Annotated in this window: 10 protein-coding genes; 5 read left to right on the forward strand and 5 right to left on the reverse strand. The window is 59.4% G+C overall.

The features are described 5' to 3' along the window. Positions 1–119: 119 nt before the first annotated feature. The 5 genes from J1G35_RS26040 to J1G35_RS26060 form a co-directional block, all read right to left on the reverse strand. Positions 120–929 carry a hypothetical protein gene (locus J1G35_RS26040; protein ID WP_223016399.1) on the reverse strand — a complete coding sequence of 270 codons (810 nt, stop codon included), beginning with the start codon at positions 927–929 and terminating at the stop codon, positions 120–122. A 73-nt stretch (positions 930–1,002) separates the two neighbouring features. Continuing rightward, on the reverse strand, positions 1,003–6,513 hold the full coding sequence (locus tag J1G35_RS26045; RefSeq protein ID WP_223016400.1) for a hypothetical protein: 5,511 nt from the start codon (positions 6,511–6,513) through the stop codon (positions 1,003–1,005). A 272-nt stretch (positions 6,514–6,785) separates the two neighbouring features. Then, positions 6,786–13,070: a hypothetical protein gene (locus tag J1G35_RS26050; RefSeq protein WP_223016401.1), complete on the reverse strand. Its 6,285-nt coding sequence runs from the start codon at positions 13,068–13,070 to the stop codon at positions 6,786–6,788. 147 nt (positions 13,071–13,217) lie between these two features. After that, entirely contained in the window at positions 13,218–14,123 is a 906-nt protein-coding gene (locus J1G35_RS26055) for an AraC family transcriptional regulator (protein WP_223016402.1), read from the reverse strand. A 72-nt stretch (positions 14,124–14,195) separates the two neighbouring features. After that, positions 14,196–15,485, reverse strand: a complete 1,290-nt coding sequence (locus tag J1G35_RS26060; protein WP_223016403.1) for a glycosyltransferase — start codon at positions 15,483–15,485, stop codon at positions 14,196–14,198. Between the two features lie 159 nt (positions 15,486–15,644). Here J1G35_RS26060 and tpx point away from each other — a divergent pair, with 159 nt between their 5' ends. The 5 genes from tpx to J1G35_RS26085 all read left to right on the forward strand — a co-directional run bounded on the left by tpx (position 15,645) and on the right by J1G35_RS26085 (position 25,440). Then, positions 15,645–16,145 (forward strand): thiol peroxidase, encoded by a 501-nt coding sequence (gene tpx, locus J1G35_RS26065; protein ID WP_053135232.1) that lies wholly within the window; start codon positions 15,645–15,647, stop codon positions 16,143–16,145. Positions 16,146–16,377: 232 nt separating this feature from the next. Beyond that, complete coding sequence (locus J1G35_RS26070; RefSeq protein WP_053135235.1) at positions 16,378–17,676, forward strand: MdtA/MuxA family multidrug efflux RND transporter periplasmic adaptor subunit; 1,299 nt, start codon at positions 16,378–16,380, stop codon at positions 17,674–17,676. Then, the gene (locus J1G35_RS26075; protein ID WP_053135238.1) at positions 17,673–20,774 is read left to right on the forward strand and encodes an MdtB/MuxB family multidrug efflux RND transporter permease subunit; all 3,102 of its coding nucleotides are present in this window, start codon (positions 17,673–17,675) and stop codon (positions 20,772–20,774) included. The genes J1G35_RS26070 and J1G35_RS26075 overlap by 4 nt, the downstream gene beginning before the upstream one ends. Then, positions 20,771–23,878 carry an efflux RND transporter permease subunit gene (locus tag J1G35_RS26080; RefSeq protein ID WP_223016404.1) on the forward strand — a complete coding sequence of 1,036 codons (3,108 nt, stop codon included), beginning with the start codon at positions 20,771–20,773 and terminating at the stop codon, positions 23,876–23,878. Before J1G35_RS26075 ends, J1G35_RS26080 begins: the two co-directional genes overlap by 4 nt. Next, complete coding sequence (locus J1G35_RS26085; RefSeq protein ID WP_223016405.1) at positions 23,875–25,440, forward strand: efflux transporter outer membrane subunit; 1,566 nt, start codon at positions 23,875–23,877, stop codon at positions 25,438–25,440. The genes J1G35_RS26080 and J1G35_RS26085 overlap by 4 nt, the downstream gene beginning before the upstream one ends. The last annotated feature ends 67 nt before the right edge of the window (positions 25,441–25,507 follow it).

The following is a 25,507-nucleotide window of genomic DNA, read 5'->3' on the forward strand; positions in this document are numbered from 1 at the left end:
CTCGAATAAGATTTACGCATAACCAAACACCTCAGATTTGGGCGCTATCATAGCGCCCGATTGAAGTGTCCAAAATCATTAGGCCAGTTCACTTTTGCTCGTTATCTCAGCTGCCTATCTTATAAGGGGGTCTTCGGTTTTGTGGTAAACCCATTCACCCAGTCGCTATTCATCGGACTTATAGGACTAGCCCCCATCATTATTTGCATATTGTCGAGTTCCCATTGGCGCATGACTTCTACGAATTTCTGCGTGTACTCGCGAGCAGGGCAAGCGATGTTTGCCCACGGGTCGACAATCCATGCATCGGCCCACTCAGCGCCCGAGAAGTTGATAGTTCCTAGCGGCCTTACAGTAGGGCCGCCGACTACTGTAAATGCGTGATCCACTGACGCCCTCCATTGGTAAGCTCGGCCACCGCTTTTTTTAATGATGTCCTTCGACAGCAGGGCCATTTCTGAACAATTGCCAGCTCCGCTCTTCAAAATCAGGTTCGCGTGATTCAGGGCGCTCGTTGGGACGGTTTCACGTAACCATGCGATGGTTGTATACGCAGCGTCTGATCGTGCAATGTCTCCTGCTGAGCGAATCTGGTTAGATGGCCCAAGTCCGGTGGCCGTCATGGCATGGTTCACGCTGTCTTTTGCTCGGCGTGCGTAGAATTCGTTTTGCTGCCCTTGCGTCCAAGTGGCGAACCCGTCGGGTAGGGCCAACTGGGAAACTCGATTCGGCCGCAAAGCAATATTCGCTTCTCCGATCGCGTTGCTTCGTTGCAACTGATAGACAACCTCGCGCTGTTGTTCCTCGGTAAATGCTTTGCACGTTGCTTCTAGTGCATCGACATCCTCTTTCAGGTAGCCAGCGCGCTCCAGCTCTTTAAAAGCGGTGTTGAGCTTGGGCAAGGAAATGAGGTTGGCGTCAAGCGGCATTTTGGAGGCGCCCTGGCGAATGCTGAGTTTGCTCCGGTACTTCTGGACCAGTGGCAGCTCGTTAAGCGTACATTTATTGAAGGTCAGTGCGGTGGTGGGGGGGGGTACTCAGTTTGGCGTAGTAAAACTCGGCGGTATCAGCCTCTATTACCAAGACATTGTCGGCGCCGTCTTTGGCGATTACCCCTCGAAGTTCCCGTTTGTCATTGCAGGCATCGCTGATTGCGTCGAGCTTGACCACATGGGTTTCTTGCGCCAGCGATTCACCGCCTTCCGCGTGGAAAAAACCGAAGTTTGGATCATCTTTGAGGGTAGCGCTGATCTGCGATTTGTAGACGATGGGCTTGCCCTGAGGCTCCGGGATAAGTTCTTCGCCCATTTCGCCGTCAACTATTTTGTACCGACGACGCTCGAAGATGACAAATTGATCCCTGCTCAGAAGGTTCGGTTCCGAGGGAAACAGGCGCTGGTGTTCAAGTGCCTGGAGTTCCTGCCTCAACTCTCCGGGAACTTGCTCGATTATTCTGGAAAAGCACGTGTCGTTAGCCCCGCGCTTGACCCGTGTCGCCCCAATAGGCGGCGCATGGCAAATCGCCTCGAACCCCTCCAGGGGCTTGTAGTGGTCGGCGGACTCCAGGTCAGTCAGCACGCCCGGGTTGCGCGCGTCATAACGATACACCTTGCCCTCATTGACCAGATCAAAGCCATGGGTGCGAGGCAGGGTGTAGGCGTCGGCGGCCAAGGGTCGTGGTGTTACCAGCGCTTGAGTGCCGTCCGAAAACGTTTCTTGCCTCACTGCACATGAGGTGTCAGAGATGAAACCCTCCAGTGCCGGGCCATAAGCCGCTCCTGTCTTAGTGTCGTAGGCGTACCAATTACCGTCCTGATGCACCGCGGTGAGTTTGACCTGTGGCGTGCTGCCGGAGTGAATGATCGCACCATCGGCCCTGTCGGCTGCCGTGACAAGTTCTCCACTCGCCTTTTCTCCAACAGGACTGCCCTGCATGCGACTGACCGCACTGAGCGATTTCGAGCTGCTGGCGGCGGTGATGTCCTTGAGTTCAATGTCCGTGCCTTCTTCAGCCCCCACCTTCTCGATAAACTTTTCCGAGAGTTTAGCGGCCGCCCACTTCGCACCGGACTTAGCCACGGTAAAGAGTTTGCCGGCACCCTCCGTGGTAACGTAAATCGCAATATCAATGGCCAGATCCCTAGCGGCCTCCACGTATTTGCCTTCGGTAATATCTACAACGCTGTCGACTCCCGGCAGTGCGCCTAGAACGTTCAGGAGGAAGTTATCCGATTTCGAGCCATCCTCCAGGTTGTTCTCTCCGCGATGGATAGCATCAAGGTCGGGTTTGCGCAGGTATACCGAGTCAACCAGTATCTGCGACAGCGTGTCGAATCTAGCGCTGTCGTAGGGGGGGCGGAGGTCTGCGCTGCGCTCAGGAAGATCGACCCTTTCCCACATGGCTTTTTCAGGGGGATCGGAGGGAACCATGAGCAGATATTGGCTGCCTTCCTTCAAGACAACATCGGATTTGACGCCCGGTTTCGGTTCTGCACCCGTTTTGAAGGCTTCAGCATCGATGGCCAGGTTGACCTTCTGACCGAGCTCGATCGATGGGGCAATATCAGGAATACGGACGATATGCCCTGAGGCCGGGTAAACCGCGAAATTTCGGCTTACCCCTTGGTATAACGAATTCAACACGACGCCATTACCGGCGCCTTCCACTTTCAGGTACTCCACCGTGCCGAAGTTGAGGCTATTGCGTTCTTCCAACGGCAGCTTGCTGAACATGTCCTTGAGCTGGGTGATGGTGTGGCGCCGACGCAGGAGGAAGTCTTCTTCGAATTGCTTGTCGAATTCCGCAGTGATGTCAGGCAGATTGTGAGCTTGCGCAGACACCGCGTTGATGTCCAGCCCCCGCCGCCTCAGATCAAAATGTTCGGACAGGCGCCCCGCCTCATAGGCTTCTACGATGCTTGTCTGGATGTCGGAAAATATCCCCGCGCGAGTTGTCATGATGTCCCGGCTCTCGAAGTCGATGGCCGAACCATATTGTTTTCTCAGCGCGTCAAGGGCCATTGGCCTTCTGTTTGGCGGCTCAAAGGTACGCAGGTAGCGTTTGGCTTCAGAAACTTCGCCAAGTTGTTTGTCCAGCTTCTGCTGGCTGCTGAGGAGCTGTTCGAGGGTGTATGGGGCCTCTTCATTTCTGACGATGTGGTTGTTCATGACAGCCCAATCCAACACCGGGTTCATCTGGGCGACAGACTGCAGTTGGGCTTCACGGTCGTTGATGGGGCCGATGCGATGAAGATCCATGACCTGCTGGAAGGTCATGTCCGCAGCCGCCCCGGGAGCGTTCAGTTCGATTCGATTGACGGCGGTGGTAAAGCTCACCCATTCGGTCGAGCCCATGGTTATGGTCGATGGCACATCGTTAACCAGCAGATGGGGCGCAGCGCCCGTCATCAACAGGCGCGCGGCCACTGGCGCAAGGTTTGCCTGGATTTTTCGATTATCGATCAAGTGTTTATTGAGTCGCTCACGAATCTTGTCCGTGCCCAATCCCCAGTTATCCGACTGCATCAAGTCAAAGCCCGCCAGGCTAGTTCGGGAGGTCCCGGCTGCTGGGTCAAGCTCCAGCACCATGGCGGACAATAGCCATTGTTTAAGGCTGGTGACGGTTGCGGCGCCTTTCATCTCGGTTTGCAGGTGGGTGGCGAGTTCAAGGGCGCCATCGCTGGAGAGCAACTGGTCCACCGCTTGGAACGGGCTGCTGGTGTTGAGGTTGGGGACTTGAGCGCTCAGGTAGCTGAGGAGATCGGTGTGGGAACCAATGGCGTTTTTAACGAACGCGCTCATTTTGTCGCGTTGGGCGGGGCTCAGGGGCAGGTCGGTGGAGAGAAACCCCCAGTTGTTCCCCAGGGCCGGCGCCTGCGGTATCGGTGTTTGCAAGGCGCGTAACAGGTTATCGACCTGCGCTGCCGACTTCGCCTCGTACCAACCCTGATCCGCGAGGAATTTCTGCACGGTCGTCACGCCTTTAGGGCGGTGTGAGGAGCCCTGATCGACAATGAAGCGGGTGGTGTCGTCGTTGTCGATATTGCCGTGTTTGAGCTGACTGATCAGTGCATAGCGATCATTGCTATCCGCCAATGCGATTTTTTGCTGATTCAGCCAATTCACCATTCGTTGCGGGTCGTCGGGGCTCGCTGGGAACTTCTTCAGGCTGTCCAGCAACGTCATGCTACGTTCGAATACGCGGCTGCGCGGGTCTGTAGGGAGGCTATAAAAACGGCCCACCCATTCCAACGGCGCGTTGCTGCTGCTGGCGTGAGACAGCGTGATCGGCTTTCCAGGTGTCGCGAATACCGAGGCGGCGGTCAGTACCGGCGCCAGCACGTCGAAATGCTCGGGGTACTTTTTCGCAAAGTCAGCGGCAGTAAAACGCTGGTCAACACCGTTGACTTTGCCGATCAAGGCCTCGTCCCTGGAGTCAAAGCGCAGGGAAGTCAGATCAACGTTGTTTTTCTCGGCCCACTCGGTGAAGCCACGGGCCTTGATGGCTTTGTCCAGGTAACTGCGCCGTTGGCCGAACAGGCTGTTAGCCGGAATCGGCCCGACCATCTTTGTCGAGGCTTGGGTGGGGTTGTTTTCCAGCTCGCGCATTGCGTTGAGCGTAGTGGCGGCCAGTGCGCTTTCGGCGCTTGCCAAGGCGTCTTGCGGGGATATTGCACTGCCCGCTGTTGCGCTGGAGCGGGGCTCGACAGCCGCGGCCAGGGTTTCAAGTTTAGAGAGGGGCGCGGGCGCGTCGGCACGCTGTTGCCTGATGGCGTATTGGCGCTCACGTACACCTTTAGAGAGGTTGTCGCCCGTGCTGGGGTCAATGAGTGCCTTGAAACCATTGTTACGGGTCATCTCGGTACTTCGATCAAGCAGCAATACCAGCTCGCGTTGACGCCAGTCGCCTTGTTGACCGTTTTGCTGGGGAGGGATCTCTTCGTTGTAAAACCTCATGACCTCAGACAGCGATGCAGAGGGTGGGGAGGGGTATCGAACAGCGAGATCCGATCCAGCGGCCATCTGCTGGACGGCATCTTTTATCGCTACCCAGGCATCACTCCATCCCGAAAGATCGTTCACGCTAAAGCGCGCGTCGTTGCCGTTCGCCTTAGCCGTCAGCTCACCGGTGACGGGGTGGATAGCGATGCTGCCGGGCTCAACGGTGTTCTCTTGTACAAAGGTTGTAAAGGCACTGCCGGCCAGCGCATCCAGGAGGTTTTTGCGTACCTGGTTGAAGGTCGAATACTCCGGAATCTCTTTGAGCATTGGCGGGAATTCTTCGCCTTCGACTCGGGCTTGAGGGGCGAGTCTCATCACGGCCTGGCTGCATTGTTGCGCCAGGGTTCGATCGGCGTCCTGGACCTTTCGTGCCGCAGTTGAAGAGGTGAACCTATCAAGGCGTTGCGTCAACTGATCCGGCGGTAAACTCATAAGCCGCTGACTGGCTTCGCTTTGTCGCTGTTTGACCGGGGCGTAAACGTTCGCGTAGTGCGGGTCGGTGCTGCTGAGGGCGTGGAAGGTACCCTCGCGCAGCAGTTGTCCGATGCTGAACAGCGTGTCGTCGCTTCGTATACCGCCCAGTTGCAGGCCGTAGAACGAGGCGATGTTGTCAGCCGATGCGTGTTCGCGGTCGTGGAAAGTAATAACACCTTGCTTACCGTCGAGGACTTTTCTGGCGGCGCTGATGACCCCGGCCGATGCGGCTGCCCAGTCTGTGTCCCGATGCAGCGAGAGGTCGACCGGCACGTTGTTGCGCATTTCGGTCAGTTGTCCCCTGGAGTCGATCATCAATCCGCGAACATCGATCTTCCTGGCCTCGGCAAACGATTTAAAGGGTTCCGAGTGCAGCGCGTCGGCAAGTTCGGTCCAGGCCTGGCCGAAGGTTGAGTCCGCCGGCACAGCAACCTGGTCTTGCACAGCAATGGGCCGATTGGTTTCGGCTGCGAGCCGCTGTCGCATCAAACTATTGGCCACACCTATGGCCAACTGCCGGTCACCACTGTCGATCAAGGCATCGGTGAATTGGCGAACCGCCGCATTGCGCGTAGCGGAGGCCGGTTCAGAGGCTTGCAGATCTCGGCGTAAGCGCAACGGGGCAGGACGAGTGTTCGGAGTGTGGGATGCCGAACTGTCGAGTATTTCCTGAATAAATTGAGCGTAGGTTTTTTGCGAGTCAATGGCGCTTGGCTGGTTCAGGAGTTGTTCCACCTGATTGCGCAGCGCGGTGTCCGTCAGCGGCTCATGGCTGCTTTCAATCAACTGGCCGGTGCGCTCGGCTACGCTGGGTTGCTCCTTTGTCACGGCGAACCTGAGCAATTGCTCGATACGTTTGCCGGCTGGCGCCGGTTCATCACTCGATTGCGCGGACGCGGGGAACGTTTGAATATCCTTGAGGCGTTTATGAAAAAACTCGATGACTTGAGAGGTTACTGAACCTATGGGGGGCGTGGACCGATTCAGCGCGCTTGGAGTAGTGGTGCTGACAGTGTGTGACGGAGTAAAGCTGATCATGGGACTGCCCTTTTACCTACGTATTTATAAGTACGGCCTCTCAACTGATACAGAGAGGTACTTCAATACGTGGCCAAGGGGCTGATGGGCGTTCCTACGCCGAGGGGTGAGTAGGTTGCAGGATTTGTAAGCCGGTGTGCAGATTGGTCAGGGCAGGTTTTTTTCGGTGGACTGATGCTTTTTCACGGATAAGAAAGTGCTTAGAAGCGTTCGCGTGAAGCCTGGGGGATAGCGCCGTGATTCAGCCACAGCGCTTTCCCTGGCCTTGCGGTCTATCCGCCCGTATACCCATGGGAATAGGGGACCTTCGGTTTCTTGATAAGTTGTTCCATCCATTTTGCGTCCAGCGGGTTAATAGGATTGCCCCCATACACAATCTTCAGATTTTCGCGGCTCCATAGGGACATGACTTCGCTCAATTTCTGTGTGTACAGGTGGGCTGGGCAGGCGATATCTGCCCACGGATCGACAATCCAGGCGTCCCTCCAAGCGGCTTCGGAAAAGTCTGGCGTGCCTAGGGGAAGTGTGGAAGGACCTCCGACGACGGTGAACGAATGGGCGGACGAAGCCCCCCATTCGTAAGCCCTGCCGCCGCTTTTTTTAATTATGTCCTTGGACAGCAAGGCCATTTCTCCACAGTTGCCAGCGCCGGCTTTCAAGATCAGGTTCGGGCGGTTCACGGCATGTTCCGGCACGGTTTTGCGTAACCATTCATTGGTCATGTTTGCGGCATCTGCGCGTGCCTTGTCCGCTGTTGAACGGATGATATTGGCGGGTCCCAGCCCGGTTGCCTTCATGGCCCGATTCACGCTGTTTTTCGCTTGGACGGCATAGAACTCGTTTTTCCGTTCTGGCGTCCAACTGTTGAAGCCGTCGGGTTCGGTCAACTTGGACACTTGGTTCGGCCGCAACGCGATATTCGGTTTGCTTATCGCCTTGGTCTGCTGCAGCTGATAGATCACTTCGCGCTGTTGTTCGTGAGTAAAGTCTTTGCACGACGCTTTTAATGTATCGATGTCCTCTTTCAGGAAACCGGACCGCGCCAGCTCTTTGAAGGCTGAATCCAATTTGGGCAAGGCAATGAAGTTGGCATCAAACGGCATCTCAGTGACACCTTGCCGTGTACTGAATGCGTTGCGGTAACCCTCGACCAGAGAAAAGTCGCGGGGTGTGCATTTGTTGAAAGTCAGTTCGCCGGTGGGGGTGCCACTCAGTTTGGTGTAGTAGAACTCTGCGGTATCAGCCTCTACCACCAGGTAGTTGGTTTTACCGTCGGCTGCCTTCACCACCACCCCTCGAAGTTCACGTTTGTCATTACAGCCATCGCTGATTTTGTTGAGCTTGACCACACGGGTTTCGCTGGCCAGGGAACCACTCGCTTGTGCGCCGGAAAAGCCAAAATTGGGATCGTGTTTCAGGCTGCCAGTGATCTGCGATTTGTAGGCGATGGGCGTGTTCTGAGGCATCGGGACCAGTTGGGGACCCATGTCGCCATCGACCATTTTGTATCGACGGCGCTCGAAAATGACAAATTGATCCCGCCTCAACAGACCTGGCGCCGAGGGGAACAGCCGCTGGTGCTCAAGCGCCTGAAGTTCCTGGCGCGACGTGTCGGTAACGACCTCTATTTCTTTGGAAAAACATGTGTTACTGACTCCGCGCCTGACCCTGTCCTGTGCAACGGTAGGGGCTGGACAGGTCGCTTCAAAACCCTCCAGCGGCTTGTAGTGATCGGCTGATTCCAGATCACTCAGCACGCCAGGGTTGCGGGTGTCGTAACGGTAAACCTTGCCCTCATTGACCACATCAAAGCCATGGCGACGTGGCAGGGTGTAGGCGTCGGCGGCCAGTGGCTTTTCCGTGACCAGCGCTTGAGTGCCGTCTGAAAAGGTTTCTCGCCTTACAGCTGACGACGTATCAGAGATGAAGCCATCCAGGGCCGGCCCGTAAGCGGTCATTGTCTTGGCGTCGTAGGCGTACCATTCCCCCGCTTGACGCACCGCAGTGAGCCTGATCTGTTGCGCGCTGCCGGGTTGAATAAGCGCGCCATCGGCCCTGTCGGCCGCCATGTTCCATTCACCGTCCGCCTGTTCCACCAGAGTGCTGCCCTGCAGACGGCTGACTGCGTCGGACGACTTCGCAGTACTGGCGGCAGTCACGTCTGTAACCGCCATTGAGGCGACGGCTGCTTCGGCCGCGGATTGAACGATATTTTCTCCAAGCCTGACGGCTGCACGTTCGAAGGCACCCACCGCGACTGACCACACCTTTCCTAATGCACCGGGAAAGACAATGCTCAGCGCATCAAATAAGAGGTCCCGGCCCGCCTCGGCGTAGTTGCCTTCGTAAAGGTCTTCGACGCTGCTGACAACGGGGACCATGCGCGCCAGGACGTTGAGCCGTTCAAGAAAGGTGGGGCCTTTTGTTTCCAAGGGGTTGTAGCCATGGTTGATCGCCTTGTACTCGTCTTTGCGCAGGAAGTGCGAGTCGACGCTGGTTGTGGCAATTTTCTCCAGTTGCTCATTAAAGAACGCGGGCGCCGAGTTTGAGCGGGTGTCGCCGAATGTGGCCAGACCATCATTTATGAGCTTCCCATTTACCAGCGTGACCGGTGTGATGCGGTCGACGATCACGTTTGAGGTGATTGCGTCTCGTGGCGCCGCCGCTGAACTGAAGGCGGTGAAGTCCAACGGCAATGCATGGGGGCCTTCATCGGCGCCGTCATAAATCTTGCCGAAAGCCTTGTTTGTGCCGCCCAGGGGCATGGGGTTGGGTAAGTTCGAGAGTATTTTTACAGTGCCGGCATCGGGAAAGAGGGCGACATCGGTGATGCTTGCGTCTTGCCCGGTCGCACGAATCAGCAGGCCGTGGCTGCCTTTTTTACCGGTTTTGGCGCTGAGGTTTTGCCATGTGCTGGTGTCTGACTCCCGAACGCTGTAGTACTCAATCTTGCCGTTGGCCAGATGGTTGCGGACCTCTGCCGGGAGTCTGCACAGCAAGTCTTTGATGATCACAATCGAGTGAGCGCGACGAGGGACGAAGTCGCTTTCGATCGCCGCGTCGTACTGCGCATTGACGTCGGGCAATTGGCTCGCCTGATCATGCAGTTGCTGGATAGGGATACGCGTATCCCTGGCTTCCCAGGCAGGAGTATCCGCGCCACTTGTCAAACGATCGATCAGGTTTGTTGGCCTGTACGTATCCCCCAATTGTCCGGCTTCATAGGCTTCGACCACGCTCGCCATGGTGCCGTACAACTGATCGCTTTCTCTCCATAGACTTTGTTGTTCATAGGGCACCCCCTCACCAAATTTCTGTTTGAGGTTCTCAAGTGCCAGGGCGCGTCGGGTGGGTACAGGAAATTCGTTGATGTAGCGTTTGGCATCTGCCACGGCAGCGGTTTGCTCACCCAATGCCTTGACACACGCTTGCAGCAGCTCCGGCGTGTATTGGTCATTGGCAGTCCTGCTGATGACGCCATTGATGATCCCCCAATCAATCAGAGGGTTCATTTGCGCCCTGAGCAATTGCAGCTGTTCTTGGGGGGAGAGAGGCTTGATCTTGTGGAAGTCCATCACCTGCTTGAAGTTCATGTACCGCGTGGCCCCGGGCGCTGTTTGTTCGATCCGGTCTACGGCGGTATGAAACATTGCCCACTGGGGTGTGCCCTGAATAATGGACGGTGGCAGATCTTTGACCAGAAACTGCGGCGCAGCACCTGACATCAGCAAATGGGCCGCAATCATTGCCTGTTGAGACGGCACGTCGCTGGCGTTGGGCTGATCAAAGTGGCGTGCAAACTGTTGGCGTATTTCATGTGCCGGTCGCCCCCAGTTTTGCACCTGCATGAAGTCATAACCCGCGACACGATTGCGTTGCGTGCCGGCTGAGGGATCAAGTTCCAGTACCAGAGCGGTCAACAGCCACTGTTTGAGGCTGGTCGTAGTGAATGCACCCTTCATCTCGACTTGCAGATTCGTGGCCAGTTCCAGCGCGCCGTCACTGGAGAGCAGTTGGTCCAGCGCTTGTGCAGGGTCACTGCTGAGGCGGGGGACTTGGGCACTCAGGTAGTCGAAGAGGTTGGGATGGTTGCCGATGGAGCGTTTCACGAACCCACTAACGGCTTCGCGCTGGACCGTGCTCAGGGGGAGATCCGTGGCAAGAAAACCCCAATTATTGCCCAGTGCCGGCGCCTGCGGCGTAGGTGTCTGCAGAGCCTGTAACAGGTTATCGACCTGCGCCGCCGACTTCGCCTCGAACCACCCCTGATCCGCGAGGAATTTCTGTACCGTGGTCATGCCCTTAGGCTGATGGGATGAATCCTGATCGACCATGAAGCGGGTGGTGTCGTCGTTTGAGATATTGCCGTGTTTGAGCTGATCAATGAGTGCATGCCGATCATTGCTGTCGCCCACTTCACTTGTTTGCCGGTTCAGCCATCTGACGATTTGTTCTGGATGCCTGGGGCTGTTCAGAAAGCTCTTCGTACGACCCAGTTGCACCGAGCTGGCGTCGAATGAGGCGGTACTTGGGTTCGAGTTGATGCCATAAAAATTGCACACCCATTCCAATGGCGCGCTGTTATTGGCGTGAGCCAGCAGTATCGGGGTGTCCCGTGCGAATGTCTGGGCGGCGGTCACCACCGGCGTGAAGACATCCAAATAGTCGGGGTATGTTTTCGCAAAGTGGTCGACTGTAAAACGTTGGTCAACGCCGTTGACCTTGCCTATCAGCGCGCTGTCTTTAGGGTCGAATCGCAGAGAGGTCAGTTCAACGTTATGGGCTCCAGCCCATTGCGTAAAACCTCGTCCGTTGATGGCTTTGTTCAGGTAACTGTGCCATCGACCGAACAGGCTTTCAGTTGGAATCGATTCGATCATTTTCGACGAGGCTTGACCCATGCTCGTTTTCAAATCATGCATTGCCCGGTGCGTGGCGACAGCCAGCGCGCTGTCGGCAGTTGCCAGCGCTTCTTCCGCTGATATTACGCTGGCCGCTGTCGCGCTCGGATCGGCTTCTACCGCTGCCGCGAGCGTTTCAAGGTTTGAAAGAGGGGCGGGCATTTCGGCAAGCTGTCGCGTGACGGCGTACTGTCGTTCCCTTACAGCAATGGATTGGGCGTCGCGCGTGCGGGTGTCAGTGAGCGCTTGGAAACCGTTGTTATGGGTCATCGCGATGCTTCGATCCAGAAGCGAGATCAGCCCGGGTTGTTGGCCGTTGGGTTGGCGAGGAATCTCTTCGTTGTAAAAGCTCATGACCTCGTGCAGCGATGCAGAGGGTGACGACGGGTATCGAACAGCGAGATCTGCCCCAGCGGCCATCTGCTGGATGGCCTCTTTTATCTCTGTCCAGACATCACCCCATCCCGAAACATCGTTCACGCTAAAAGAGCGGTTGTTGCCATTCACCTTGCCCGTGAGCTCACCGGTGCCGGGGTGGATACGAACGCTGCCGGGCTCAAGGTTGTTCTCTTGTGCAAAGGCGTTAAAGGCGCTGCCGGCCAGCGCAGCCAGAAGGTTTTTGCGCACCTGGTAGAAGGTCGAATACTCAGGAATCGCGTTGAGCACCAGCGGGGGCTCGTCGCTTTGGGCTCGGGCTTGAGGTGCGAGTCGCATCAGGGCCTGGCTGCACTGCTGCGCCAGGGCTCGATCGGCTTCCTGGACCTTTTGCTCCACGGTTGACGGTGTGAACTGCTCAAGACGCTGCTTCAACTGATCAGGCGGCAAATCCATGATCCGTTGGCGGGCTTCTCCTTGTCGCTGTTTGACTGGAGCGTAAACGGTGGTGTAGTTCGGATCGGGCGTGCTGAAAGCGTGGAAGTTGCCTTCGCTTAGCAGTTGTCCGACGGCAAGCAGTGTGTGGTCGCTTTCGATTTGACCCAGTTGCAAACCGTAGAAAGCCGCGATGTTGTAGGCCGACGCCAGATGGCGTCCGTGGACATCAACGGCCAGCGAGGTGTTCCCGGCGACTTTTTTGACCGCGGCCAACACCGCCCCTGACGCGGCTGCCCAGTCCGCGTCGTTACCCAGGATGAAGTCGGCAGGAGGCTCCTTGCTTGTCTCGATCAGGCGGCCCTCGGGGGTAATTGTCAGTTGGGAGATATCGAGCTTCCGGGCCTCGGCAAACGATTTGAACGGTTCCGAGTGCAGGGCGTCAGCCAGTTCCGTCCAGGCCAGGCCGAAGGTTGAGTCGGCCGGGACGGTAACCCTGTCCTCGGCATCGCTGGGGTGATCTTTCTCGACGGCAAGCCGTTGGCGCATCAAGCTATTGGCGACACCTAACGCCAATTGCCGGTCCCCCCTGTCAACCAAGGCTTCGGCGAACTGGCGAATGGTTGCAGCGCGTGGGGTGGATGTCGATGAAATATCACGCAGCTTTCGGCTCAGGCGCGTCGGGGCAAGGTGAGTGTTTGGGGCGCTGGGCGATGCGCCATCCTGTATTTCCTGAGTAAGCTGGGCAATGCCTTGAGGTGTCGCTGAGTTTGCAGGTTTTGTGGGCGGATTCAGTTCGTTTTGAGTGAAGGCGTTTGGCGTGTGCGAGGGTCGAACATTGATCATGGAGCTACCTTATGCCGGCGTATAAATGAGTACCTCCTGTTGCTCACAGAGAGAGGCACTTCGCTAAGTGGCCTAGGGCTTGTTCTACGTTCCTGTTGGCGTGCGGGGGGGGCGACACACTTTGTAAGCACCTGTTTGAATGCCGTGTCAGGCCAGGTTCTGTTCGGTCAGCCGCTGCACCGCCAGGCGCCGGTAGTGGGAAGGCGTCATGCCCTTGAGCTGCTGAAAGCGTCGATTGAAGTTGGAAATGTTATTGAAGCCTGACTCGAAGCACACATCCGTCACGGCCTTATCGCCATCGGCCAGCAGCTCGCATGACTTGCTGATGCGCAGGCGATTGACGAATTCGATAAATGTGCGGCCGGTGGCCTGCTTGAACACCCGGGAAAAATACGTCGGCTTCATCCCCAGGTATTCGGCCACTTCTTCCAGGGGCAACTCCCGCGCGTAGTGGGCGAAGATGTAATCCACCGCGCGGTTGGTGCGATCGATGCTGTGTTCATCGGCCAGTTGCGGCGTGGTCACGCCGGAGAGCAGTTGGTAGTCCTCACACGCGCTCAATACTTCCAGCAGGATGAAAAAGTGCCCCAGGCGCGCAATGCCCCGGGCGTCCTCGATGCGTTGCATCAGGGTCATCGCCTGGGCGATGGTTTTCTTGCAGCGAAACTCGATGCCGTACTGCGCGCGCTCCAGTAACGGTGCAAGCATCTTCAGTTCGGTGAAAATGTGGCTGCCCTGCTCGAACAGCTCATCGGTAAAGTTCACCAGCATGTCGCGCTTGGGCACCACCTCGTCTTCCTCGACCTGGCTGATCCAGTTGTGGGGCAGGTTGGGGCCGGTGAGGAACAGGCTTTCCGGGTAGAAATTGCCGATGTAATCGCCAATGAACACCTTGCCGGAACTGGCGACGATAAGGTGCAGCTCGTATTCCTTGTGGAAATGCCAGCGCACCAGCGGGCAGGGGAAACCATGCTGGCGATAGATGATGGACAGACCGTTGTGATCGTCCATCAGCTCGTAGGAAGGGTCGGTGATACGCGTTGCTCGGGTCATGCTGCCGTCGCTTTATTGTGGGTGCTGCTGGGGATAATGCCCCCTCGCGCACGACCTCGCCAGCACCACGGTTTACACAGTACGGTTTTTTGCCTCGATCCATTGGGACATGTATTGCGTACTTTTATGCGCATGGTGGCGCAGCATGCTGCCGGTGAAGTTGTCACGGCGGTGGGCGGCGAGCTGGCTGCGACAGCGTTCCAGGCACGCTACCAGCGCAGGCCCATGGATGCCTTGGTCATAACGGCGCGCCAGGAGCTGGCGGCCGTGCTTCTGGGCTTGGGTCCAACGCTCGCGGTCCTGGTACAAGCTCACGGCGGCGGCGGCCAGGGCGGCGGCGCTCTGTGCGATCACGCCGGGCCATGGCTGTTCATCGCCCATGGCCTCGGCGCCCACCGGCGTGGTGATATTAGGAGTGCCGCAGAGCATCGCATCGGCCAGCTTGCCCTTGATGCCGGCGCCAAAGCGCAAGGGCGCCAGGCAGATACGCGCAGCGCTCATCACTTGCAGGGCATCCTCAGCCCAGTTCATCACATGAAAACCCTGCGCCGGGTTGTGCAGGGCGGTGGCCTTGGGTGGGGTGTAGGCGCCATAGATATGCAGTTGGGCGCCCGGCAATTGCTGGCGAATCAACGGCCAGAGGCTGTTCTTCATCCACAGCACGGCGTCCCAGTTCGGCGCATGGCGGAAGTTGCCGATGCTGAGGAAGTGCGCACGCTCTTCAAACGGGGCAAAGGCCTCGGTTGGCGGCGTCATCATCAACGGGCACCCGTGGAGCAGGGCGGCAGGCACCTTGAACTGTTCGGTGAGCAGGCGGATTTCCACCTCGGAGATCATCAAACTGATGTCGCAGCGGTAAATCGCGGCGATTTCGCGCTTGGCCAAGTCAGTGTCGGCCATCAGTTGGAATTCTTCCTCCAGGGCCGGGGCGAACAGTGCGGTGAAGTCATCGCTGTCCGGATGGGCCTTGAGATGCTCCTTGAGGCGCTGGTGACGGGCGTCGCGCAGGCTCTGCAGGTCGGAGGTTTCCAGCACGCGCAGGGCGTCGGGGCAGCATTTCTCCACGCGCCAGCCAAACTGTTCTTCCATCATGAAACGGTCGAACAACACGATATCGGGGGCCAATTCGCGGATAAAATCGTCAAAGCTGCTGTTATTGAGCTCAATCGCACATTCGGCGATGCCCAGTGCAAGCAAGTCGGCTTTGTGCTCGCCGAGGGTTGCGGGGCTGCTGAAGGTTATTTCCCAACCTTGTGTAAGGAATGCTTCCAAAATCTGCATCATGTGCCCGCCCGCGGCCGAGGAACGGGGCTCCGGCCAGACGTAACCAATGACCAGGACTTTGGTGGCGGGCTGATTCATCGGCAACGGTTTCCTTGAGGGGCAGGCGCAAAGCGCGCAATTAAACCACAACCGGGTGGCATGACAATTTGTGTCTGGCGGTAGGTAGCCACGGTACTTTGTGGTTAACTTCGGCCTCTCGAATTCGTTTAACCAAAACCCAGCATAAGGATTCTATTCATGGCTCAAGTCACCCTTCGTGGTAACCCTGTCCAGGTTGAAGGCGAATTGCCGCAAGTCGGCTCCAAAGCTGCAGACTTCACCCTGACCGCCGGCGATCTGTCGGACGCGACCCTGGCCACCTTCGCCGGCAAGCGCAAAGTACTGAACATCTTCCCAAGCGTTGACACCCCGACCTGCGCGACTTCGGTACGCAAGTTCAACGCCCAGGCCAACGAGCTGAACAACACTGTGGTGCTGTGCATTTCTTCGGACCTGCCGTTTGCCCAGGCGCGTTTCTGCGGTTCTGAAGGCCTGGAAAACGTGAAGAGCCTGTCGGACTTCCGCAGCGCCGCGTTCTCTCAGGACTACGGCGTGGACATCGTTGACGGCCCGCTGCGCAGCCTGACCGCACGCGCTGTCGTGGTACTGGACGAAAACGACACTGTGTTGCACAGCGAACTGGTTTCGGAAATCGGCCAAGAGCCGAACTACGAAGCCGCACTGGCTGTTTTGAAGTAACTGTTTAGGCGCATTACTGTCGTTTTGCAGTAACGCGTTTGCTACATGATTGCGGCCTGGCCTAGTCCAGGCCGTTTTCTTTTTCGGCTCAGACGTTTAGCGAAATAGCCAACGGACTAGGCCGCAGAAGTTAAAAGTTGTAAGCCCAAGGTAAATAGCCGGTAAAGGCGCTTTTCTTAACGCGCTCCAGTGCTTATCTTTCAGCCTCCCGAAGAAGAAGCTCTCGCGCCCAATGGTTGATCACTCCATGCAATCCTCCCCCCGCAACTCCCGCCGCTGGCTGTTCGGCCTGCTCGTGCTGCTGGTTATCGCCGGTCTGTGCTGGAAATTCTGGCCAAGCGGCGCCGCCCACAAAGACGCACCGGCCGGGCACACCGGTAAAACCGGCATGGCGCGCCCGGGCTTCGGCGGTTCCACCGGCCCGGTGCCGGTACGTGTGGCGCCGGCGGTGCTGGGGGAGTTCCCGGTGTACTACAAAGCCTTGGGCACGGTGACTGCGCTCAACACCATCAATGTGCGCAGCCGGGTGGGCGGCGAGCTGGTGAAGATCGCCTTTGAAGAGGGGCAGATGGTCAAGGCCGGCGACCTGCTGGCCGAGATCGACCCGCGCAGCTACCAGAACGCCTTGCTCCAGGCCCAGGGTACGCTGATGCAGAACCAGGCCCAGTTGAAAAACGCCCAGGTCGACGTGCAGCGTTATCGCGACCTGTACGCCCAGGACAGTATCGCCAAGCAGACCCTGGACACGGCCGAAGCGCTGGTCCTGCAATACCAGGGCACGGTCAAGACCAACCAGGGCGCGGTGGACGACGCCAAGCTCAATCTCGAATTCACCAAGATCCGCGCACCGATCAGTGGCCGTGTAGGCCTGCGCCAGGTCGACGTGGGCAACCTGGTGGCCGCCAACGACACCACCTTCCTCGCGGTGATCACCCAGACCCAACCGATCAGCGTGGCCTTCACCCTGCCGGAAAACACCCTCGAAACCGTACTCGCCCGTTATCACGCCGGTAACAAGCTGCCCGTGGAAGCCTGGGACCGTGGCGACGTGAAGCGCCAGGCCACCGGTGTGCTGCAAAGCCTGGACAACCAGATCGACGTCACCACCGGCACCCTGAAATTCAAGGCACGTTTCGATAACAAGGACCAGGCCCTGTTCCCCAACCAATTCGTCAACGTGCATTTACTCGCCGATACCCTGCACAACGTGGTGCTGGCGCCATCTGCGGCGATTCAGTTCGGCAATACCGGCACCTTTGTCTACAAGCTCGATGGCGACAAGAAGGTCAAGGTCCAGCCGCTGGTGGTGGGTGACACCGATGGCGAGAACACCGTGATCAAGGAAGGCCTGGTGGCCGGCGACCGCGTAGTGCTTGAAGGCACCGACCGCCTGAAGGAAGGCAGCGAGATCGAAGTGGTCAACGACAGCAGCGAAGTGCCGACCACCCCCACCGAACACCTGCAAGGCAAGCCTGCGGCTAAAGGGGAGACCGGCGCCAACGCCGGCAAGGCGCAAAAGGTCGGTTCATGAACCTGTCGCGGCTGTTTATCCTTCGCCCGGTCGCCACCACGCTGAGCATGCTGGCCATTGTCCTGGCCGGCATCATCGCGTATCGCTTGCTGCCGGTATCGGCCTTGCCCCAGGTGGACTACCCGACGATCCGGGTGATGACCCTGTACCCAGGCGCCAGCCCCGATGTGATGACCAGCGCGGTCACCGCGCCGCTTGAACGCCAGTTCGGGCAGATGCCCGGCCTGACCCAGATGGCGTCCACCAGTTCCGGCGGTGCTTCGGTACTGACCCTGCGTTTCAACCTCGACATCAATATGGATGTCGCCGAGCAACAGGTGCAGGCCGCGATCAACGCCGCCACCAACCTGCTGCCCAAGGATTTGCCGGCGCCGCCGGTGTACAACAAGGTCAACCCGGCGGATACCCCGGTGCTGACCCTGGCCATCACCTCCAAGACCATGCTGCTGCCCAAGCTTAATGACCTGGTCGACACGCGCATGGCGCAGAAAATCGCCCAGATCAGCGGCGTCGGCATGGTCAGCATCGCCGGTGGCCAGCGTCAGGCCGTGCGCATCAAGGTCAACCCCGAAGCCCTGGCGGCCAACGGCTTGAACCTGTCCGACGTGCGCACCCTGATCGCCGCGTCCAACGTCAACCAGCCCAAGGGCAACTTCGATGGCCCCACGCGGGTGTCGATGCTCGATGCCAACGACCAGTTGGTGTCGCCCCAGCAATACGCCGAGCTGATCCTGGCCTACAACAATGGCGCGCCTTTGCGTCTTAAAGACGTGGCACAGATCGTCGACGGCGCGGAAAACGAACGCCTTGCCGCCTGGGCCAACGAAAACCAGGCCGTGCTGTTGAATATCCAGCGCCAACCGGGCGCCAACGTGATCGAGGTGGTCGACCGCATCAAGGCGCTGCTGCCGAGCATCACCGACAACCTGCCGGCCGGCCTCGATGTCACGGTGCTGACCGACCGCACCCAGACCATCCGCGCCTCGGTCACCGACGTGCAGCACGAATTGCTGATCGCCATCGCCCTGGTGGTGATGGTGACGTTCCTGTTCCTGCGGCGCGTCAGCGCCACGATCATTCCGTCGATTGCCGTGCCGCTGTCGTTGGTGGGCACCTTTGGCGTCATGTACCTGGCCGGGTTCTCCATCAACAACCTGACGCTGATGGCCCTGACCATCGCCACCGGGTTTGTGGTGGACGATGCCATCGTGATGCTGGAGAACATCTCCCGCTATATCGAGGAAGGGGAGACGCCGCTGGCCGCCGCGCTCAAGGGCGCCAAGCAGATCGGCTTTACCCTGATTTCCCTGACCCTGTCGCTGATTGCCGTCTTGATCCCGCTGCTGTTCATGGCTGACGTGGTGGGGCGGCTGTTCCGCGAATTCGCCATCACCCTGGCGGTGGCGATCCTGATTTCCCTGGTGGTGTCCCTGACGCTCACGCCGATGATGTGCGCGCGTTTGCTCAAGCGCGAACCCAAGGAAGAAGAACAGAGCCGTTTCTACAAGGCCAGCGGCGCCTGGATCGACTGGCTGATCGAAGCCTACGGGCGTAAGTTGCAATGGGTGCTCAGGCATCAGCCACTGACCCTGCTGGTGGCCATCGCGACCCTGGGCCTGACCGTGGTGCTGTACCTGGTGGTGCCCAAGGGCTTCTTCCCGGTGCAGGACACCGGGGTGATCCAGGGGATCTCCGAGGCGCCGCAGTCGATTTCCTTTGCCGCCATGAGCCAGCGCCAGCAGGAATTGGCGAAGATCATCCTCACCGACCCGGCGGTGCAAAGCCTGTCGTCCTATATCGGTGTGGATGGCGATAACGCCACCCTCAACAGCGGCCGTTTGCTGATCAACCTCAAGCCCCACGGTCAGCGCGACTTGAGCGCGGCCCAGGTGATCACCCGCCTGCAACCGCAAATCGACAAGCTGGTGGGCATCCGCCTGTTCATGCAGCCGGTGCAGGACCTGACCATCGAAGACCGTGTCAGCCGCACCCAGTATCAATTCAGTATGTCCTCGCCGGACGCCGACCTGTTGGCCCTGTGGAGCGGCAAGCTGGTGCACACACTGAGCCAGATGCCGGAGCTCACAGACGTCGCCAGCGACCTGCAGGACAAAGGCCTGCAGGTGTACCTGGTGATCGACCGCGACGCGGCCTCGCGCCTGGGCGTCAGTGTGTCAACCATCACCGATGCCCTGTATGACGCGTTCGGCCAGCGGCAGATTTCCACCATCTATACCCAGGCCAGCCAGTACCGCGTGGTCTTGCAGGCCCAATCGGGAGAAACTCTGGGCCCGGCGGCGCTGAACCAGATCCATGTGAAAACCACGGACGGCGGGCAGGTGCGCTTGTCCAGCCTGGCCCATGTGGAGCAGCGCCAGGCGCAGTTGGCGATTGCGCATATCGGCCAGTTCCCGGCGGTGATGATGTCGTTCAACCTGGCCCCTGGCGTTGCGCTGGGCAAAGGCGTGGAACTGATCAACCAGGCGCAGAAGGACATCGGCATGCCGGTGGGCGTGCAGACCCAGTTCCAGGGCGCGGCCCAGGCGTTCGAAGCGTCGCTGTCGAGCACCTTGCTGCTGATCCTGGCGGCAGTGGTCACCATGTACATCGTGCTGGGTGTGCTCTATGAGAGCTATATCCACCCGATCACCATTCTCTCGACCTTGCCGTCGGCAGCGGTAGGGGCCTTGCTGGCCTTGCTGCTCAGTGGCAATGACCTGGGCATGATCGCGATCATCGGCATCATCCTGCTGATCGGCATCGTGAAAAAGAACGCGATCATGATGATCGACTTCGCCCTCGACGCCGAACGCAATCAGGGCCTGGACCCGCAGACCGCGATCTACCAGGCGGCGCTGCTGCGCTTCCGGCCGATCCTGATGACCACCCTGGCCGCGCTGTTCGGTGCGGTGCCGTTGATGCTCGCCACCGGCTCCGGCGCGGAATTGCGCCAGCCCCTGGGCCTGGTGATGGTCGGCGGCTTGCTGGTGAGCCAGGTGTTGACCTTGTTCACCACGCCGGTGATCTACCTGTACTTCGATCGCCTCGGCCGCCGCTGGCGCAAAGAGCCGCAAAGCCTGGAGCCGGTTGAGTCATGAACCTGTCCGGACCTTTCATCCGTCGGCCGGTCGCCACCCTGCTGCTGAGCCTGGCGATCATGTTGCTGGGCGGTGTCAGCTTCAACCTGCTGCCGGTGTCGCCGCTGCCACAGATCGATTTCCCGGTGATCGTGGTCTCGGCCAGCCTGCCGGGCGCCAGTCCCGAGGTGATGGCATCCACAGTGGCCACGCCGCTGGAGCGTTCCTTCGGCACGATTGCCGGCATCACCACCATGAGCAGCAATTCAAGCCAGGGCTCCACCCGGGTGATCCTGGCGTTCGACTCCGACCGGGACATCAACGGCGCCGCGCGGGAAGTGCAGGCCGCGATCAATGCTTCGCGCAACCTGCTGCCCAGCGGCATGCGCAGCATGCCCACCTACAAGAAGATCAACCCGTCCCAGGCACCGATCATGGTGCTGTCGCTGACCTCGGACGTGTTGCAGAAGGGCCAGTTGTACGACCTGGCCTCGACCATCCTCTCGCAAAGCCTGTCCCAGGTGCCGGGGGTGGGCGAGGTGCAGATCGGCGGCAGCTCCCTGCCTGCGGTGCGTATCGAACTCGAGCCCAAGGCCCTCGACCAGTACGGCGTGGCCCTGGACGACGTGCGCAACACCATCGCCAATGCCAACCAGCGCCGGCCTAAAGGCTCCCTGGAAGACAGCGAGCGCAACTGGCAGATCCAGGCCAACGACCAGCTGGAAAAGGCCAAGGACTACGAGCCGCTGCTGATCCGCTACCAGGACGGCGCCGCCCTGCGCCTGAAAGACGTGGCAAAGATCAGCGACGGCGTCGAAGACCGCTACAACAGTGGCTTCTTCAACAACGATTCGGCGGTGCTGCTGGTGATCAACCGCCAGTCTGGCGCCAACATCATCGAGACCGTCAGGCAGATCAAGGCACAGCTGCCGGCCTTGCAGGCGGTGCTGCCGTCCAGCGTCAAGCTCAGCCTGGCGATGGACCGTTCGCCGGTGATCACCGCCACCTTGCATGAAGCCGAGATGACCTTGCTGATTGCCGTGGGGCTGGTGATCCTGGTGGTGTACCTGTTCCTCGGCAACTTCCGCGCTTCGCTGATTCCAACCCTGGCGGTGCCGGTGTCGTTGGTGGGCACGTTCGCGATCATGTACCTGTACGGTTTCTCGCTGAACAACTTCTCGCTGATGGCGTTGATCCTGGCCACCGGCCTGGTGGTGGACGATGCCATTGTGGTGCTGGAGAACATTTCCCGGCATATCGACGCCGGCGTGCCGCCGATGAAAGCGGCGTACCTGGGGGCCGAGGAAGTCGGCTTTACCTTGCTGTCGATGAACGTGTCGTTGGTGGCGGTATTCCTTTCGATCCTGTTCATGGGCGGGATCGTCACCAACCTGTTCCGCGAGTTTTCCATCACCTTGTCGGCGGCCATCATCGTGTCGCTGATCGTGTCGCTGACGTTGACGCCGATGCTCTGCGCCCGTTGGCTCAAGCCCCATGTGAAAGGGCAGATGACCGGCCTGCAGCGCTGGAGCCAGAAGATCAACGACCGCATGGTCGCCGGCTATGCCACCAGCCTGGACTGGGTGCTGCGCCACCGCCGCCTGACCTTGCTCAGCCTGTTGCTGACCATTGGCGTGAACGTGGCGCTGTACGTGGTAGTCCCCAAAACCTTTATGCCGCAACAGGACACCGGCCAATTGATCGGTTTTGTGCGCGGCGATGACGGCCTGTCGTTCAGCGTGATGCAGCCGAAGATGGAAACCTTCCGCAAGGCGGTGCTCAACGACCCGGCGGTGCTCAGCGTGGCCGGCTTTATCGGCGGCAACAACGGCACCAACAACGCCGTGATGCTGGTCCGCCTCAAGCCCATCAGCGAACGCAAGGTGTCCGCCCAGGCGGTGATCGAGCGCCTGCGCAAGGATGTACCGCTGGTGCCGGGCGGGCGCCTGTTCCTGATGGCCGACCAGGACCTGCAATTTGGCGGCAGCCGTGACCAGACCAGCGCGCAGTATTCCTACATCCTGCAAAGTGGCGACCTCGCCGCGCTGCGCCTGTGGTACCCGAAAGTCGTGGCTGCGCTGCGCGAGCTGCCGGAACTGACCGCCATCGACGCCCGTGAAGGGCGCGGCGCGGCCCAGGTCACGCTGATTGTCGACCGCGACCAGGCCAAGCGCCTGGGCATCGATATGGACATGGTCACCGCCGTACTCAATAACGCCTACAGCCAGCGGCAGATCTCCACCATCTACGACAGCCTCAACCAGTACCAGGTGGTGATGGAGGTCAACCCCAAATACGCCCAGGACCCGATCACCCTCAACCAGATGCAGGTGATCACCTCTACCGGCGCACGGGTGCCGTTGTCGACCATTGCCCATTACGAAAACAGCCTGGCGGATGATCGCGTCAGCCATGAAGGCCAGTTCGCCTCGGAAAACATCGCCTTCGACATGGCCCCCGGGGTTACGGTGGAGCAGGGCACGGCCGCTATCGAGCGGGCGATTGCCAAGGTCGGCCTGCCGGAAGATGTGATCGCGAAGATGGCCGGCACCGCCGATGCCTTTGCCGCAACCCAGAAGGGCCAGCCGTTCATGATCCTCGGCGCGCTGGTGGCGGTGTACCTGGTGCTGGGCATTCTGTATGAGAGCTATATTCATCCGTTGACGATCCTCTCGACCCTGCCGTCGGCCGGCGTCGGCGCCATGCTCGCCATCTACCTGACGGGGGGCGAATTCAGCCTGATTTCCTTGCTGGGCTTGTTCCTGCTGATCGGCGTGGTGAAGAAGAACGCGATCCTGATGATCGACCTGGCCCTGCAGCTGGAACGTAACGACGGCATGGGGCCGCTGGAATCGATTCGCAGCGCCTGCCTGTTGCGTCTGCGGCCGATCCTGATGACCACCCTGGCGGCCATCCTCGGCGCCTTGCCCTTGCTGCTGGGTACCGGCGATGGCGCGGAAATGCGCCATCCCCTGGGCCTGACCATCATTGGCGGGCTGATCTTCAGCCAGGTCCTGACCCTCTACACCACCCCGGTGGTTTACCTCTATCTCGACCGCGCGCGCCACCGCTTCAACGCCTGGCGCGGCGTGCGTACCGATGCTGCCCTGGACACTGCGCTATGACCGATTCAACTAACGCCAATGCACTGCGGTCTTCCGACACGGCACCCATCCCTGTAGGAGCGAGCTTGCTCGCGAAAAAACGGCAGGCCCCGCGTTCATTCAGGCTCGGCGCGTTATCGTTAGCGACCTTCGCGAGCAAGCTCGCTCCTACCGTGGGGTTGGCGTTATTGCTCAGCGCCTGCGCCGTCGGCCCCGACTACCATCGCCCGGAAGTCACCGAGCCTGCGCAATTCAAGGAAGCCCAGGGCTGGCGCCAGGCCACACCTAGCGATTCCCTGGCCCGTGGCGCCTGGTGGGAGTTGTATGGCGACCGCCAACTCAATGACCTGGTACTGCGCCTGAACAATTCCAACCAGACCGTGGCCCAGGCCGAAGCGCGTTTTCGCCAGGCCCAGGCCCTGGTGCGCAGCTCACGCGGGGCGTTTTACCCCACCGTCGACCTGAGCGCCGGTAAAACCCGTGCCAGCCAGGGCACCGGCAGCAGCAGCGCCAGCCTCAGCAGTTCCAGCAGCGGCATCCGCGACACCCTCAATGCGCAGCTTGGCGTGAGCTGGGAAGCCGATATCTGGGGCAAGTTGCGCCGTGGCCTGGAGGCCAACGAGGCCAGCGCCGAAGCCAGCTCGGCAGACTTGGCGGCGATGCGCCTGAGCCAACAGTCGGAACTGGTGCAAAGCTACCTGCAACTGCGGGTGATGGATGAACAGACCCGCCTGCTGCAAGCCACGCTGGACACCTACCAGCGCTCCCTGCAAATGACTGAAAACCAGTACCGCGCCGGGGTTTCCGGCAAGGACGCGGTGGCCCAGGCGCAAACCCAGCTCAAGACCACCCAGGCCAGCCTGATCGACTTGATCTGGCAGCGCGCCCAGTTGGAAAACGCCATCGCCGTATTGATTGGCGAAGCGCCCGCCAACTTCAACCTGGCGGTGAGCAATGACATCCCGACACTGCCGCAGATTCCCGTAGGCCTGCCGTCGCAATTGCTCGAACGTCGCCCGGATATCGCCTCGGCCGAGCGCTCGGTGATAGCCGCCAACGCCAATATCGGCGTGGCCAAGGCCGCCTATTATCCGGACCTGACGCTGAGCCTGGCCGGCGGCTACTCCAGCAGCACCTATGCCGACTGGATCAGCCTGCCGAACCGCTTCTGGTCGGTAGGACCGAAACTGGCCATGACCCTGTTCGACGGCGGCCAGCGCTCGGCGGAAGTCGACCGCACCGTGGCGTCCTACGACGAAACCGTGGCCAAGTACCGCCAGACCGTGCTCGACGGCTTCCGTGAAGTGGAAAACTACATGGTCCAGCTCAAGGTGCTGGAAGACGAGGCGGTGGTCAGCAACGAAGCGCTTGAGGCCGCGCGTGAATCGCTGCGGTTGACCCAGAACCAGTACAAGGCCGGGCTGATTGCCTACCTGGATGTGGTGACAGTCCAGGCCACGGCGCTGAGTAATGAGCGCACCGTGTTGACCTTGCTGCAAACGCGGTTGGTGGCCAGCGTGCAACTGATTGCCGCACTGGGCGGTGGCTGGGATGGGCAGACGCCGATTGCCGACAAAGATTAACGGCGCAATGCCGACCGCCGGTCAATGGCGGCCCGGCGGTCTTTAGTTGGGAGTTTGACGTCAAATT

It is taken from the genome of Pseudomonas sp. SH10-3B, assembly GCF_019891415.1.
Lineage (GTDB): Bacteria > Pseudomonadota > Gammaproteobacteria > Pseudomonadales > Pseudomonadaceae > Aquipseudomonas.